The sequence below is a fragment of the Acinetobacter sp. YH12140 genome (genome assembly GCF_013418475.1).
Lineage (GTDB): Bacteria > Pseudomonadota > Gammaproteobacteria > Pseudomonadales > Moraxellaceae > Acinetobacter > Acinetobacter amyesii.
This window is the reverse complement of the sequence record NZ_VPBZ01000006.1, coordinates 180787-196981: the sequence shown is the minus strand read 5'-3', so window position 1 is coordinate 196981 and position 16195 is coordinate 180787. Positions and strand designations below refer to the sequence as shown.

The window sequence follows — 16195 nt, the reverse complement described above, 5'->3', positions numbered from 1 at the left end:
ACATACAAGGAAGGTTCTGGAGTGGGTCAGCTAACTGATGCATCTGTTGTGTTGCGTTTAGGGTATCAAGCGATTCGTCGTGCCGGATTACCAACAGAAGAAATTTTAACAAAAGCGGGTGTGGCATTAAATCAGGTTGAAACCAATGACCGTACCCCATTGAATGCGCAATTTGCGTTCTGGGTGGCTGCAGAAGAAGTCAGTAAGGATCCTGATATTGGTTTGCATCTGGGAGAGCATTTGCCTTTATATCGAGGGCAAGTGATTGAACACTTATTTATTTCATCTGAGAATTTTGGTGAAGGTTTAAAGCGAGCTTTGGCGTATCAACGCCTAATTAGCGATGCCTTTCATGCACAATTGGTGATTGAAGATGACCGCTGCTATTTGACCAATGGTCATCAGCCTTGGGCAGAAAATATCGTGAATCGTCATTTTTCTGAATGCGCGATGTCCGGTGTTTTGCGTTTCTTTAAGTTTATTACTGAAGGGCGTTTTCAGCCGATTTATATCGACTTTAACTTTAGTCAGGGCGCGCCAGATGATGAGTATTTCCGTGTTTATGAATGCCCTGTGAGCTTAGGGCAAAAAGAAACCCGATTATATTTTGATCCAGCTATTTTAGAGTATCAATTGTGGCAGGCAGAACCTGAGTTATTACAATTGCATGAGCAGTTGGCGATTGAAAAACTTCAGGAGTTGGCGCGTTATGATTTGGTTGGTGAAGTTCGCCGTGCTATTGGTTCAACGCTTGAAAGCGGTGAAACCACACTCGAAACGGTCGCTGCGCAGCTCAACATTACTCCGCGTCGTTTACGGACTCAGTTGTCAGAAGCCAATACCAGTTTTCAGCAAATTTTGTCAGACTATCGCTGTCGTTTGGCTAAAAAATTATTGGCCAATACCAATGAAAGTGTGGAGCGCATTGTGTACTTAACGGGTTTTTCTGAGCCAAGTACGTTCTATCGCGCATTTAAACGCTGGACCAATGAAACGCCCGTGGAATATCGTAAGCGGAAGCAGCGTTAAGGTTGATCTTCGATAAAATCCTTCCCTAAACAGAATCCCCCTTTTGGAAGGGGGAAGTTTCATTTTAAAGCTTAGCAATAATTGAGAAAATGAAACACCTCCCTCTATGAAAGAGAGGTTGGGATGGATTGTTTATTCAGGCATATTTAACCAATGTGGTCCTAACGGAACTTGAGGAAGTTCAAACTGAGCTGGATAGTCTGCGTGGATAAAATATAGTCCATCGGGTGGTGCGGTGACACCTGCTGCTTTTCGGTCTTCAGCAGCAAAAATATCGTCAATATGGTCAATGTCATACATACCTTGCCCAATTTCCAATAAACAGCCCATGATGTTACGCACCATGTGATGTAAAAAACCATCCGCCTGAATATCTAGGACCAAGTAGCATCCGTGTTGGATCAGACGGCAATGGCTGACATGACGAACAGGCTGATTGGACTGACAGGCTGCGGCACGGAAGCTTTCGAAATTATGAGTGCCTTCAAATTTGGCCGCGGCACGTTGCATTTTTAGCACATCTAGCTTGGCATAAACATGAGTCACTTGCTTGTGCAGTAAAGCTGGACGTTGTGGATTGTTATAGATCACATAGCGATAGCGGCGCGCTTGTGCCTTAAAGCGGGCATGGAAGTCCTGATCCATTTCCTTAATCCATTGGATGGAGATGTCACGAGGTAATTGGCTATTGCTGCCCATTAACCATCCACGAATGGGACGAATCGCCTGAGTATCGAAATGTGCCACCATATTGGTTGCATGGACGCCGGCATCTGTTCGGCCAGCGCCGTGCAACATGATCGGCTCATTGGCCACTTTACTGAGGACGGTTTCAATGGTTTCTTGCACGCTTGGTACGCCCGGTTGCTGAGTTTGCCAGCCCTTGTATTGCATGCCACAAAACTCAATCCCAATCGCAAAACGTTGCATAGTTACCTCAAATGACTTAATCGTTCCAATGCGCAGTCCAGTCTGCGGCACTGCCGTATTGTAAATACATTTTCAAGCATTTGGCATAAAGATCTGCATGACCCAAACAATTGCTCAGTAATATTCCACTGTCTTTGACCCAGTCACTCACAGCATAGCGTTGATCTATACCGCCATGAACAACCTGTGTACTTAAGATAATTTTGCAATTTTTTTGTTGTATGGCTTTCAATACATTGAGTAATTCAGCATCAACGGCAATATTCCCTGTGCCAAAACCTTGCAGAATTAAAACATCTGGCGTGTGTGTAAGCAGGGCGGCTAAATTTTGACTGTGTAGATCAGTTGCTATCGGTTGCCACATCCAATTCAGGCAATTGAAATGAGCTGCTTTGTCTAAATCATTGGCTTGAACAATATACGGCGATGTCAGCATTGAAAGTGGCTGTGTGGCTGGCAGCCCATCAAAGGCTTTCAGATCGGTTGTATGTACTTTTAGTGCGGATTGAGCATGCATTAATTGATGATGAAAGGCCAAATAAACCCCAACACTCGATTGGTGTACCGATTCCAATGCAAAATTTAAATTGTAGATGGCATCGGTAAATTCACGGGTGTTGTCACCAGCCACATTAAACAGCGGATATTGGCTGCCTGTTAGCACGATATGAGCAGACTGTGCCATAAAGTGTGCAAGTACTGCGCCGGCATAGCTAAGCGTGTCTGTGCCATGAATAATTACGAAATGCTGAAATTGTTGTAATTGTAAACTTTGAATTTGTTGGATCAGTGCCAGCCAGTCGGGTGCAGTACAAGCACTACTGTCACGAATGACAGGTGCAACAAAACATTCAATGTTTAGGTGTAGTGGCAGCACATGCTGTAATTTAGGTAAAAACGCATTCGCTGGCATGGGGCTTAAAGGTTCACCGATACAACCGAAGGTACCACCCATATAAATAAGAGCAATTTTTTTCATCATAAAAAAAGCAGCCTTGAAAGACTGCTTTAGTTTAAATCGCTTTTGCTTAAGATGCGATTTGATTCAGTAACTGATCTACTTGTTGACGCTGAGCTGAAGAAAACTCAGCCTCTTTTTCAGTTAAAATTTCACGTGCAGCGTCATAAGCACCTAGTTTGATGTATTGCGCTGCCAATTCAAGATTCAATTCAATTTCATTGACTTCAACCAGTTCAGGGAAAGATTTAACCAATGGATCGTTTTGGTCTGTAGCAGATGGGGTTGACGGTGTGCCTAAACCGCTAATGTCAAAACTCACACCACTTGAAGCAAGTGCGGGAGGTTTTTCTTCAGGTGTAGACTCTAAGTTAAACTCTGTTGCAGGAGCAACAACCGCTTCTTCTGTTTTTGCTGTTTCAAAAGCACCTAAGTCAAAGTTTAAGGTTGGAGCTTCAACTTTGTTTTCTTCTACAGCTGGTTTTTCTGTTGTAAATGAAAAATCTAAAGGCTCGATTTTTTCTTCTACAGTTTCTGTTTTGGTTTCAGCCGCAGCTTCAGTGCTTGGGGCAAAGTCCATTACAAAATCAATCGGTTTGATTTCTTCAACGGCAGGAGATGGCTGAGCAATCTCTTCGGTTTTCGGTGTTGCTTCAAGTGCGGGTTCTGGTGAAATTGAAAGCGTGTCAAATTCAAGCGTCTGTATTTTTTCAGCAGGCGCACTTTCAACTGGGGTTGAAATGTCTGCTTTTGCTGGCGTTTCAGTGGTGAAATTAAAATCTAGAGGTTTAATTTCTGCTGCTTTGGGTTCAACAGGTGCAGCAGTTGAACTTTGCATTAAAGCATCAAAATCAGAGGTATTTTGAGCTTTTGATGGAACCTCTTCAGTGATTGGTGATACAAAGTTAATGGCATCATCTTTCACATTTTGAGAATTTTCAAACTCTACTTTTTTTGCTTCAGCTTGTTCTAAAATTTCATCGAGTTCAAGTGAACGAATATGGCTCAGCAATTGGCTGATGGCAAATTCGTCTTTTTGTAAAATGTGAATATCTAATAGATATAGATACAACTCATGTTGTGAGTTATCACGTTTTAATGATTGATTGATTTGCGCTTCAGCAGAAAAGAAATTACGTTCCGCAATTAATTTTTCAATTTTGCCACGAGCATCGGTCGTTAATGGCGTCATTGATTTTTTTTCAATGACACTGCTTTCAACCACTTGAGTTTTCTTCGGAGTTGCTTTGGCCGAAACACCCGTTTTCTTGGTTTTAGTGGATGTTGGTTTGGCTTTATCTGATTCTTGACCTTTTTGGCGTTTGTTTAAAAAAACCAATACGATCACTAAGATCACTAATGGAATCACATAAATCAGCATGTTTTAACCCCTTGGAGATAGAGTGATATAAAGTTGCACTCATCCCTATAAAATCTTGATTGGTAACGTTTTAGTTTATTGGCTTCTTTTATCTGCTTGTTGAGCTTTCAACTGTTGTTGCAGTTGAGCAAGACGAGCATTTAATAATTGAATTCTGTGATCCTTTTGATTTAGCGCCAATTCTAATTGAGTTACGTTTCTCTGTAATTTAACGGTTTTTTCACGAGATGTCATAACTTTTAATGACAACTCTTTCGAAGTTTTGTTCTTTTCTGCCGCACTGTTGGCAGAAGATTGTGCCGAATCTTGTGCTTTCTCTGCAACCAAGCTCATTTCAGCTTGATTCAAGCGGTATTTGGTTTTGCCTGACTGCTTCGAAGGCACTTTGGCAAGTTCTGCAGCAGAGACTTTTACAGGCTGTTTTGCTTGCTGCATACCATGCAGATTTAAGGCAGCAGCACGGCGCAGACGGTTGACATCGCCTTGAATGAATGCATGTTCGTTGCTGTTTTTAATTTGTTGCATGACTTCAGAAACAGGGCGGTTTTGTTCTGTCGCGATACGTGAGGCAATCCCCCAAAGGCTTTCATTTGAGCGAACCACATATTTTGCCGCTGGTGTTGCTGTCGATGCAGCTGCAGTACTTGTTGGTTTTGGTGTAGATGCCTTTTGAGCTGGAATTGTTGGATTTTCACGTTTTTGTGCTGCCTGCTCCGCAGCAAATTTTTGTGCCAATGGGTCTTGAGACCTTGCAGTTGATGCGGTTTCAGTTTGTGTGGCTTGCATTTCTGAACTGACAGAGCCGGTCGAATTGGTTTTTGTAACTTGCGAAATTGATGTTTCAGCACCTGATGAAGTACTTCCGCTATGTTGCTCCGCAGGCGTAACACTATAATTTTGCACATGCGTGACTGGTTCAATCGCAACAGGCGTTGACGTTGCTAATTGTGCTAATTTTGGCGGTGCTTTGGTACTGAGTAATAGGGGTTGTTCTGCAGCTACAGGTGCTTTTGCGGTGTAGAGTGTGCTAACAGGTAAATTTAGGGCAATTTCTTTTTCATTTACAATCACGACAGGTACTAAAGCACGCTCATTGGCGGTTTGATTCGCATTCGATGTGGTTGGATTGCGTTTTAATGGTGTGCGAATTTGTTGCAGGCGTGAAGCATTCCCTTCTTTAATATTAACAATAAAATTAAGCTCAGCGTCGGTTACTGGACGCGAAGAGGTAATGGTAATTACCCCGTTGCCTGCACCATCACGACGCGTAAAGAAGTTTAAATGTCCCGGTGGTTGATGCCCTGTACCCATACTCAACAAATCTTCTGCCGTGGCTAAACTTGCACTGAGCGGCACAGATGTATTTGAGTGGCGAAAATGAATCTCAGCGTACAGCAATTCCCCGGGTGCTGACTGGACTTGTACAGGATCAATGCTGATCGCTTGAATGTTTTGAGATGCAATAACGGCTAAAATGGCGATCTTTAATTTGTTATATACGGTCATCTTAATCTTTAGCTCGAATATATGTCGCATGGCGAAAATTATAGATTAGCGAGTTGTCAAAGAATTGTAAAATATTTACACGACAGTTACATAAAAAAGCCGATCAATTGTGATCGGCTTCCTGTTCAGAGACTTAAAAATGCTTAAGCATTTTTATAATCAATGAGAATTCTTAGCATACGGCGTAAAGGTTCAGCAGCACCCCAAAGCAATTGGTCACCTACAGTAAATGCACCTAGGTATTCTTTACCCATGTTGAGCTTACGGAGACGACCAACTGGAACAGATAAGGTGCCTGTTACAGCAACAGGAGTCAAATCAGTCATTGACGCTTCACGGGTATTTGGAACCACTTTAGACCAATCGTTGGCACTTGCGATGATATCTTCGATTTCATCCAGTGGAACATCTTTACGAAGTTTTAAAGTCAATGCTTGTGAGTGACAACGCATTGCACCGATACGGACACAGTGGCCATCGATTGGAACGATTTGCTGGTTGCCTAAGATCTTGTTGGTTTCAACTTGCCCTTTCCATTCTTCTTTCGACTGACCGCTTTCAAGCTGTTTGTCAATATAAGGAATGAGAGAACCTGCTAAAGGCACACCGAAATTCGCAGATGGGAAACCTTCACCGCGTTGTAGGGCTGCAATTTTAGAGTCGATATCTAAAATTGGAGAACGTGGGTCATCTAGCAAATCTTTGGTATTGTTGTACAAGTAGCCCATACCTGAAATCAGTTCACGCATGTTTTGCGCGCCTGCACCAGATGCCGCTTGATAAGTCATTGAAGTTGCCCATTCCACTAAATTATTTTGGAATAGACCGCCTAAACCCATTAACATTAATGAAACGGTACAGTTACCGCCCACGAATGTTTTTGTACCTTTTACTAAGCCGTCTTTGATTACATTCATGTTTACTGGGTCAAGTACGATGATTGCTTCATCGTCCATACGTAAAGTCGATGCAGCATCGATCCAGTAACCATTCCAGTTTTCAGCTTTAAGCTTAGGGAAAACTTCAGTCGTATAATCGCCACCTTGGCAGGTGATAATGACATCCATTTGCTTCAGACTATCAATGTCCGTTGCATCCATAAGTGCTGGGGCAGTCTTACCACCAAACGCAGGGGCTTCACCACCTGCATTACTGGTAGAAAAGTAAAACGGTTCGAAATGAGCGAAATCGTTTTCTTCAACCATACGTTGCATAAGGACGGAACCAACCATCCCGCGCCAACCGACCAGACCTACTTTCATGTCACTTTGCCTCGGTGCGTTAAAAAAATAAAAAGGGGGTTCGAGTGTACCAAAAGGGCGCATAACTGCAAGCGCTACATAATGAAAACACCAATAATATTGTGCAATATATCTTGTTTATGTTACATGCAAAACTGATATAAATTTATGAATCAATAAAAAATAAAGAATATAAGGGAGGCGTAATGATTTGGATTGAAATACTGGCGGGCTTCGTCATTTGGTTGACATTTTGGTCACTCATACCACGAGATGAATGGTGGTTTCGTGGTGCAGATTTTCCGCGTCTGCAAATCTTGGCTTTGGGCATATTTGCCTTCATAGGCTTAATTTTATGGAATGCTGAATGGGACTTGGCGCGTGAAATCATTTTAATTGGGTTGATTGCTGCCTTGGCATATCAATTAAAAATGGTTTTGCCTTATACCTTTATTTGGAAAAAACAAGTCAAAAAAGTTCGATCAGACCAGTTAGATAAACAGAAACAAATTTCAATCATTGTCTCAAATGTACTTACGCCGAATACTCAATATCACTTATTATTGGCACAAATACAAAAGCATCAACCTGACTTGGTACTCACGCTAGAAACAGATCAAACTTGGCAAAATGAATTGGCAGTGATTGAAGCTGATTATCCTTATCGCGTACCCGTACCTTTGGATAATTTGTATGGGATGCATTTGTATAGCAAGTTAGAACTTGGTGAAACTGAAGTCAAATTTATTCTCAGTGATGAAATTCCTTCGATCCATACCCGAGTCACCTTAGCATCAGGAAATCAGGTTCAACTGTATTGTTTACATCCCAAACCGCCAAGTCCAACAGAAGCCAAAGATTCAACTTTACGCGATGCAGAATTGCTGATTGTGGGCGATCAGATTAAAGATTTAGATGAAAGTTGCATCGTTATGGGGGACCTGAATGATGTGGCATGGTCACGTACTACACGACTCTTTCAACGAATCAGTGGGCTTTTAGACCCACGTGTTGGACGGCATTTCGTAAATACCTTTCATGCCAATTATCCACTGCTGCGTTGGTCGCTCGACCATATTTTTCATAGTACAGATTTTGCCTTGGTACATATGGAACGCTTGCCCAATATCGGTTCAGACCATTTTCCAGTCTATGTGGTGCTGCAAACAGGAAGGGTATTTGAGCAAATCCAAGAAGAATTAGAGCAAACAGATGAAGATGAACAAGAAGCGCAAGAGGCAATTCAGGAGGGTATAGAAAAAGCTGAGGAAGAGGAGAAGATTGTGACTGATGAAATCGCCCGTGATTATAAGGATGGTACGAAGATACCTTGATTTTGTTTGATTTAAGAGAAAAGTGTAAGAAATAGCTTACACAGCTTTCGGCTTCTGACGAATGGTCAGGTCAAGTGTATTGACTTATTCTTTGATCATCGGCACATGGAACTGGGAACGGAACATCCCACTAAGGAAGACGAAGCCGATGGAAGCATCACGGAACAGATGCAGGAAAGGAAAGCCAATAAAAAATAAAAAGAATACTTGTGAAAGCACAACCTCATAGACCCGAGTTTTGCAGGATGCAGAACTCGGGTTTTGCTTTTGTGATATACATATTTTTGCTTTTCTTATGATCAATTTCTTTATACAGTGTGCCAAGAAAAAACGATGAATTTCCAATAAAAATATAGGTATGAGACGTTCTATGCTGTCCGAATGGCACCAGAAAATATTGCAGATTACACACTTATCGACAGATGCACTTTCCATTTATCTTGGCTTAATCCTGTTCTTTTTTGTGGCCTTTTGCCACCACCGCCAATTGAAATCACATTATGCGATTTGGACCGTTGTGGTCGTCGCAGTGGGATTGGAATTGTTTAATGCACGCCATGATATTTTAGATAGAGGCTTTTGGCGTATAGGGCAAAGTTTGAAACATATTCTAAATGTCATGTTGTTGCCGCTGATCCTTTGGTTGATGGCCCGATACCGTGTATGGAAGGGTTGAATCACCATTGAGTCATTCATAATAACCATTGAGTCGTTCATAATAAAAAAGGATATTGTGCATTTCACAATATCCTTTCTAGATGCTGATCTAGTTGCTGAATTAAAAAGATTTCCAGAGCGTTATCCTGCACAGCAAAGATCTATGGCGTGTAGTCAATCAAGCTGAATGCTGAGAGACCACTTGCGTATACAACTCCAAAGTCTGATCACACATCTCTTTTAAACTAAACATGCTGATAGGCTGCACGTGTTGTGGTTGGTCTAAATGCAACTTTAAGGTGTCGAGTAATTGTGTTTCATCATCGACAGTGACTAAACCTTGCGGATAGACATTCGATAAAATTTCAGCTACGCCACCACGGTTCCAACCGATTACAGGTGTACCTACAGACAGTGCTTCAAGTACTGTGCGTCCAAAGGTTTCCGCTTGGCTCGACAAAGACAAAACCAAATCGCTAAAAGCTAACCATTCACGGATATCTGAACGATGACCGACAAAAGTAATCCGATCACTCAGCCCTTTAGCCGCAATACTGTCTTGCATTTCTTGTAAATAAGCCGCTTTTTTCGGATCAGCACCACCGACCACCACCGCATGTACGTCGGGATACTGTGTTTGTAGCTGTTCCATTAAATGGATCAGGGTTTCATGACCTTTCAAACGGGTGATACGGCCTGGTAAGCAAATCAGACGCTTATTTTCTAGTTCAGGGAAATCTTTTAGGGTTTGATTGAGCCAGTGTGCTGAGGGTTGATAACCATGTGGAAAAGCAGCGGGGTCTATGCCACGATAAATACGCACAATGTCCTTGGTAGGACAGTTTTTGTAGTTGTCCGTGATGTATTTGACAACACTATCTGAGACCGCAATGACTTTTTCAGCCTGCGTCATGATTTGACTATAGCGATTAATCGAATAAAAACCATGTACAGTTGAAATCAGGTGAGGTCGTTTGTTTGCAGGAATCCCTTTGAGGGCAAAATGCGTGAGCCATGCAGGGACACGTGAGCGCACATGCACGATGTCTGGTTGATGTTGCTCAATCAGTTTACGTAGAGGACGAATTTGCCATAAGCTTGATAAGGCTTTTTTATGGATTGCGAGCGTGAGGTGAGTTGAACCTTCAGCTTCCAATTGAGTTACCATGCGACCACCATTTGAAACCACTAAGGACTCATGACCGGCGGTCACTAAAGCACGAGCTATTTCTAAGGTTCCTCGCTCGACACCACCACTGTTCAATTCAGGTAAAAGCTGCATTACTTTCATAGCATTTCTCTTTTTTATGTGCTGAGTTGAACTCAATAGATTTTGTCATAGCCTTGTGGGCGGGTTTTAAAGCGGCGATGGAACCACATGTATTGTGTCGGTGCGATTCGTAGCTGATTTTCAATAATTTTATTGGTTCGAACAGCATCCGAAACTTCATCTTCACTCGGAAAATTATCCAAAGCAGGTTCAATCAGCACATGATATTGAGGGTTGCTGATGTCGCCATCTCGATAAAAATACAATGGGATCGCTACGGCTTTAGCAATTTTTAATAAGCGACGATGTGCAGTAACAGTGGCTGCGGGAGTACCAAAAAACGGTGCCATAACCCCTTGTTTTAAACCAAAGTCTTGATCGGGACTGTACCAAATGGCATGGCCATTTTTCAGATTGCGAATCAAGCCACGCATATCATCATGGTCGATTTGGTTGGCATAGATGGTGGCACGGCAACGCACAATCAACATATCCAACAGCGGATTATTTTGCGGACGATAAACCACATCCGGCTCAAAAAACTGTGCGCATAAATAGCCACCAGCATCGAGCAGGGTAGAATGTGTGCCGAGGAGTAAAATACCTTTGCCTTCAGCTTGTGCATTTTGAATATGTTCTAAGCCTTCAATTTGCACCCGATTTTTGAACCACTGCGGGCTGTACCATGCATTTAAGGTTTCAAAAATACCAATCATTTGGTCGATAAAAACCTGTCTTGCATTAGCTTCAATCTGTTCTGCCGTCCATTCAGGAAAGCAAACTTCCAAGTTGCGAATCGTGGTTTTACGACGTGATTTGAGATTATTAAATGCGACAGAACCGAGGAATTGCCCAAGTCGATACTGAATTGCCCACGGAAGAATCGCCAAAATCATAAGAAATACAATCCCTATCCATATTCCCCAATACTGAGGAAGTAAGAAAGACCATTGGAATTTTCCGGGTTGATATGTTGGCTTTTGACTCATAGGGCTAAATCAAAGATTAAAAAATAGGGTTCAGTTTAGCATGAAGCTGAATTGAAAGAGAAAGTTCAACCTCATGCTGCGCTAGCCTTAACCTTTGACTAAACCGCCATCGACAATCAAATTTTGCCCGGTGACCGCACGTGAGTAAGGGGACAAGAACATCATGATGGCTGCAGCAAATTCTTCAGGCGTGGTCACTGTGCGTAAAGGTGTCGATGCCGCAATTAAGTCAAAGACGGCATCGGGTGTCGCTTTACTGGCATCGGTACTTTGTAATAAGCCGCCTGAAAGCATATTGACGTTAATCCCAAACTCACCTAGCTCATGCGCCGCTGTGCGGGTGAAGGCCAACAGAGCTGCCTTTGCTGCAGTGTAGTCGTGGTAAGGCACGACAGGGTTTTGTACCAGGTTGGTACCAATATTGACAATGCGACCAAAACCCTGTGCTTTCATCTTGGGAAGCGCCGCTTGCGTGGTGTTGAGTGCAGCGACGACTGCGCCATCAAACTGTTGCTGTAAGTGCTGTGCAGTCAGTTCTTCAATTTTAGGACGGGCATCGCCATTAAATTGAAAATGGATGAGGGCATTATTTACGACAGAGGTGATCGCGGTACCAAAATGTGCTTCTGCTGCGGCAAAAAGCTGTTCTACTTGAGCTTTATCTGTGACATCTGCTTGATAGGCAAACACTTGCTGAGGAAATGCGGTCGCCAACTGTTCTGCCGCAGTTTGACTGGATAGATAGTTCACGACCACGCGTGCGCCTTCAGCAATTAAAGTTTGGCTAATCGCCAAACCGAGGCCACGTGCGCCTCCTGTAACCAAGACAATTTGATCTGAAATTTGCATGCTCGTGACTCAATCTAATGTTGAGCGTCACCATAGCAAGCTTTTCACATTAGCGGAATCGTCTTTACAGACGCTGTATGCTCCAATTTGAAACTGAGTCATCCGATCTAATAATTCAGTCGAGTCATATGATATAAAAAAAGCCGTATCGAAATACGGCTTTTTCTTTGCGGAATATTTGTAGGCTTAGCCTTTTGCGAGCGTTTCTAGCTCATCTAAACGTTCCATTTTTTCTAGCATTTCGTCATCAATTTCAGCAAGACGCTGTGATGCTTTGGTCGCAGCATCAGCATCAGTCATAAACCAAGAACCGTCGGCTAATTTTTCAGACAATTCAGCTTGCTCTTGTTCCAATGCTTCAATTTCAGTCGGCAGTTGTTCTAAAGCACGTTGGTCTTTATAGCTGAGCTTGACTTTTTTAGGCACCGCAGCGGCAGCCGCTGCTTCGGCTTTAGCCATGGCTTTTTTCACATCGCTTTTTTGATCCACGACAGTTTGGTCAGGACGCTGTTCCAAATAGTCTTGGTAACCGCCGATGTATTCATCGATTTGACCTTTACCATCAAAGACCCAAGTTGAAGTCACCACGTTGTCCATAAATGCACGGTCATGCGAAATCAGTAACAGTGTGCCTTTGTAAGCACTGAGCATTTCTTCTAACAGTTCAAGAGTCACCATATCCAAGTCGTTGGTCGGTTCGTCCATTACGATAAGGTTCGATGGTTTCAGTAGAAGCTTAGCCAACAGAATACGGTTACGCTCACCTCCAGACAGTGCTTTAACTGGTGTACGTGCGCGTTCTGGAGAGAATAAGAAGTCTTGTAAATAACTGTAGATGTGACGACGGCTACCATTGACATCGACATGGTCTGAGCCTTCAGAGACGTTATCTTTCACTGATTTTTCAAGATCAAGTGCATTTCGAAGCTGATCAAAGTAAGCAACTTCAAGCTGTGTACCTGTTTTTACTGTACCAGTATGTTCTTGCTCACCCAAAATAGCTTTGATAAGAGTGGTTTTACCCACACCGTTGTCACCGACTAAGCCGATACGGTCACCACGTAATACCAGTGCCGAGAAGTCTTTGATGATTGGTGCGCTGTTGCCAAATTGCACAGCTAAGTTTTCAATTTCAAAGACCACTTTACCTGAGCGCTGCGCATCTTGCGTTGCCATGCTCACTTTACCTTGTTGTGAACGACGTGCTTTAGACTCTTCACGCAATGCTTTTAGGGCACGAACACGACCTTCGTTACGGGTACGACGCGCTTTAATGCCCTGACGAATCCACACTTCTTCTTCAGCGAGTTTTTTATCGAATAGCGCATTTTGCTTTTCTTCCGCTTCCATTTGCTGAGCTTTGAGTTCGAGGTAACGTGAATAGTTGCCTTCATAGCTACGCAAAATGCCGCGGTCAAGTTCCACAATACGGGTTGCGATGCTATCGACAAATGAACGGTCATGCGAAATAAACAACAGGGTTAAGTTGTTTTGATCAAGCAGGAATTTTTCGAGCCATTCAATACTTTCAACGTCCAAATGGTTAGTTGGTTCGTCGAGTAGCAATACATCGGGCTGCGTTAAGAGAGCACGTGCCAATAGAACACGACGCTTACGACCACCAGACAAATCTGCAAGGTCAGCTTCTGGGTCTAGGCCCATTTTACTGAGGATGGCATTCACTTTAGTTTCAAGTGACCAGCCATCCATTTGATCCATCTGATGTTGTAGGTTACCCATGCGCTCACAGGCGTCCATATCGCCGAGTACGCAGGCTTCGCTGGCTTCATGATAAGCACGTAATACAGTTGCAGCTTCACCTGCACCATCGGCAACAATATCAGCAACTTTGCCCGAATCCATGGGTACATCTTGAGCAAGCATTGAAATCGTAATGCCATTTTGCAATGAAACTTCACCGCCATCTGGCAATAAAGTTCCCTCAATCAGTTTAAGTAAAGTAGACTTACCTTCACCATTACGACCGATTAGACACACTCGCTCGCCACGTTCTAAACTGAAGTTCGCGCCGTCGAGTAGGGAAGGTCCGCCAAATGCAAGCTGGACGTCCCTTAAAGTAATATAGGCCATAATGTTTCCTGAAATCTTATATGAGGAGTGTAAATTGACTACACAACAAAATCTTGATGAACAGGCGTCATTTTCCGCACCCATTGAAGATTTGCAAGTCCGAATTGCATTTTTAGATGATTTAGTTGACCAACTGAATGATCAAGTTGCGCGTCAAAACGCCGAAATCGCTGATTTAAAGAAACAAATGCAGATGTTGTATCGTCGTATTGAATCGGCAGATTTATCTGAAGGTATTGCGGCATTTGACCCAATGACTAACCGCCCACCGCATTATTAATGTCACTATTGAATGACAGGCAGATGACGAATCAGCGCCAAAGCTGTGGATTGGTGTAAATTTATTTGACCTTTTGCAGCGTGACAGGTCTAATGCACCGCATCTGCTGATCGAAACCCATTATTTCATCTCATGAGTCAAAAAGTTGTCCTGCTAGATTTGGAAAATAACCCGCCCACAGCAAATCTATTGCGCAATATCATTGAACATTACAGTACTTTGTATGTGTTTAGCTGCAGCGGAAAATTTGAATATGCACTTGAAGATTTGACTGAAATTGCAGGGTGGATCGCGAGTGGTCAATTGGTGGTTTTGGATATTCCAGAAACGCCGCAAAAAGAATTTGAATATGCGGTGATTGTGGGGCAACTGATGGCCTTGATGGATCCAGATGCGCATATTGAAGTGATTTCAGCAATGCCTGATATTGAATTACTGATGGAACAATTGGATGGCTCTGGACTCAGCGCACATCTTATTCAAATTCAGTCAGAACAAGAAGTTTCACATAAAGTGAAATATAAAATTCCTGACCTAGAAACCATTCGGAATAAACCTGATTTATTACTGATTAAACACTATTGTGATGGTCTGGAAAAACTCAGTGGCAAGCCAAACAGTTTGGATAAACTGAAAAACTCGCTGATGAATATTTTGCAAGTCTCTAGCGAAAAAGCTCAGCATTTGGTCGGTATGTTGATCAATCTAAAAATCGTCAAACGCTTTGATGAGCAGATTTCGATTCGAAAAAAAGTACTCAAACAATGGGTGCAGCTAGATTTAAATACGACTGCTGAAACAGCATTGCCGATAAAAACAGACCTGAATGCATTTACTGCTTCACTCGAAGAACAAACCTCAAATACTGATGATACGGCGTCGATGATTCAGGCTGCACAGCAAGGCTTATTTAAAAATTTCAATAAGATTGATCCTGTGCAAATGGAAGTGATCCGAAAATTGCATGAATTAAAGTCAGATAAACCAAAAGATATCTATGCCTTACGTGATTTATTGGAGCAAATGTTCCCGCAATCTGACGTTCGATTATTACTTAAAGAGTTGATCGAAAAAGGATATATCTACTGGAATGGTCACGAAGTGCTGTATAGCCACGAGATGTTCCTGAATTAATTTTATCGAGTGAACTTGCGTTTTATATTGCGCTTATGCAACTCTAATAAAGGAATATAAAGGTTGTGCTATGGAAAATACTGGAATCTGGGTTACCGTTTTTATTGTGGTCTTTGTACTTGGGTCGATTTTTGGACTTCGAGTAAATCCTAGAGAAAAAGCCTTGGGCATTATGCGCGAGAAGGCGCGTAAGATGGGGCTGCACCCACGTTTAGTGGCTGCACCTGCTTGGACCAAGATTCCAATGGCTTCTGAAAAACGTGCCAGTATGGTGGCGTATTACAGTGTGCTGATTCCAGATGCGCGTTTGCCTTTAATGCGTGCTTTAGTGGTCGATGACAAACTTGAACTGGTACATGGTGATGACAAGTTCAAGGATTTAGCCATTACATTAAAGGGCATTTATGCTATTGATATGCAGGCAAACTGTGTAGGACTCTATTGGAACGAAGAATCTGACTTAAGAGCCACACAGCTTGATGATATGAAAGCATTTTTACATTCATTGGCTGAACTTTAAATTTTAAAAAACCTATTAAACAGGAA

15 protein-coding genes are annotated in these 16195 nt (G+C 42.6%); 6 read left to right on the top strand and 9 right to left on the bottom strand.

The annotated features are described in order from the left end of the window. Positions 1-21: 21 nt before the first annotated feature. A complete protein-coding gene (locus tag FTU75_RS10210) occupies positions 22-1029 on the top strand; it encodes an AraC family transcriptional regulator (protein WP_078189717.1) in 1008 nt (335 codons plus the stop codon). A gap of 132 nt (positions 1030-1161) precedes the next feature. Here FTU75_RS10210 and truA read toward each other — a convergent pair whose 3' ends face one another. From truA to asd, 5 genes are all read right to left on the bottom strand, one after another. Continuing rightward, entirely contained in the window at positions 1162-1959 is a 798-nt protein-coding gene (truA, locus tag FTU75_RS10205) for a tRNA pseudouridine(38-40) synthase TruA (RefSeq protein ID WP_180115896.1), read from the bottom strand. 16 nt (positions 1960-1975) lie between these two features. Continuing rightward, on the bottom strand, positions 1976-2938 hold the full coding sequence (locus FTU75_RS10200) for an asparaginase domain-containing protein (RefSeq protein ID WP_180115951.1): 963 nt from the start codon (positions 2936-2938) through the stop codon (positions 1976-1978). A gap of 49 nt (positions 2939-2987) precedes the next feature. Further along, positions 2988-4298 carry a fimbrial protein FimV gene (locus tag FTU75_RS10195; RefSeq protein ID WP_180115895.1) on the bottom strand — a complete coding sequence of 437 codons (1311 nt, stop codon included), beginning with the start codon at positions 4296-4298 and terminating at the stop codon, positions 2988-2990. Between the two features lie 75 nt (positions 4299-4373). After that, positions 4374-5804 carry a hypothetical protein gene (locus FTU75_RS10190; protein WP_180115894.1) on the bottom strand — a complete coding sequence of 477 codons (1431 nt, stop codon included), beginning with the start codon at positions 5802-5804 and terminating at the stop codon, positions 4374-4376. Positions 5805-5947: 143 nt separating this feature from the next. Beyond that, positions 5948-7066, bottom strand: coding sequence for an aspartate-semialdehyde dehydrogenase (asd, locus tag FTU75_RS10185; RefSeq protein ID WP_180101434.1), 1119 nt, complete (start codon positions 7064-7066; stop codon positions 5948-5950). A gap of 185 nt (positions 7067-7251) precedes the next feature. Between asd and FTU75_RS10180 the strand changes: the two genes are divergently transcribed. Beyond that, positions 7252-8379 carry an endonuclease/exonuclease/phosphatase family protein gene (locus tag FTU75_RS10180; protein WP_180115893.1) on the top strand — a complete coding sequence of 376 codons (1128 nt, stop codon included), beginning with the start codon at positions 7252-7254 and terminating at the stop codon, positions 8377-8379. A gap of 370 nt (positions 8380-8749) precedes the next feature. Continuing rightward, positions 8750-9055, top strand: coding sequence for a hypothetical protein (locus FTU75_RS10175; RefSeq protein ID WP_257223760.1), 306 nt, complete (start codon positions 8750-8752; stop codon positions 9053-9055). Between the two features lie 159 nt (positions 9056-9214). Here the strand turns inward: FTU75_RS10175 and FTU75_RS10170 are convergent, their stop codons facing one another. The 4 genes from FTU75_RS10170 to FTU75_RS10155 all read right to left on the bottom strand — a co-directional run bounded on the left by FTU75_RS10170 (position 9215) and on the right by FTU75_RS10155 (position 14235). Beyond that, a complete protein-coding gene (locus FTU75_RS10170) occupies positions 9215-10327 on the bottom strand; it encodes a glycosyltransferase family 4 protein (protein ID WP_078192747.1) in 1113 nt (370 codons plus the stop codon). A 32-nt stretch (positions 10328-10359) separates the two neighbouring features. Further along, positions 10360-11295, bottom strand: coding sequence for an LpxL/LpxP family Kdo(2)-lipid IV(A) lauroyl/palmitoleoyl acyltransferase (gene lpxL, locus FTU75_RS10165; protein WP_180084716.1), 936 nt, complete (start codon positions 11293-11295; stop codon positions 10360-10362). A gap of 87 nt (positions 11296-11382) precedes the next feature. Beyond that, on the bottom strand, positions 11383-12144 hold the full coding sequence (locus FTU75_RS10160; protein ID WP_180115891.1) for a 3-oxoacyl-ACP reductase: 762 nt from the start codon (positions 12142-12144) through the stop codon (positions 11383-11385). Positions 12145-12330: 186 nt separating this feature from the next. Then, on the bottom strand, positions 12331-14235 hold the full coding sequence (locus FTU75_RS10155) for an ATP-binding cassette domain-containing protein (RefSeq protein WP_078192744.1): 1905 nt from the start codon (positions 14233-14235) through the stop codon (positions 12331-12333). Between the two features lie 34 nt (positions 14236-14269). Between FTU75_RS10155 and FTU75_RS10150 the strand changes: the two genes are divergently transcribed. From FTU75_RS10150 to FTU75_RS10140, 3 genes are all read left to right on the top strand, one after another. After that, positions 14270-14515 (top strand): SlyX family protein, encoded by a 246-nt coding sequence (locus FTU75_RS10150; RefSeq protein WP_078189840.1) that lies wholly within the window; start codon positions 14270-14272, stop codon positions 14513-14515. A 132-nt stretch (positions 14516-14647) separates the two neighbouring features. After that, positions 14648-15649, top strand: coding sequence for a hypothetical protein (locus tag FTU75_RS10145; protein WP_180024467.1), 1002 nt, complete (start codon positions 14648-14650; stop codon positions 15647-15649). A 70-nt stretch (positions 15650-15719) separates the two neighbouring features. Continuing rightward, a complete protein-coding gene (locus FTU75_RS10140; protein ID WP_078189705.1) occupies positions 15720-16169 on the top strand; it encodes a hypothetical protein in 450 nt (149 codons plus the stop codon). The last annotated feature ends 26 nt before the right edge of the window (positions 16170-16195 follow it).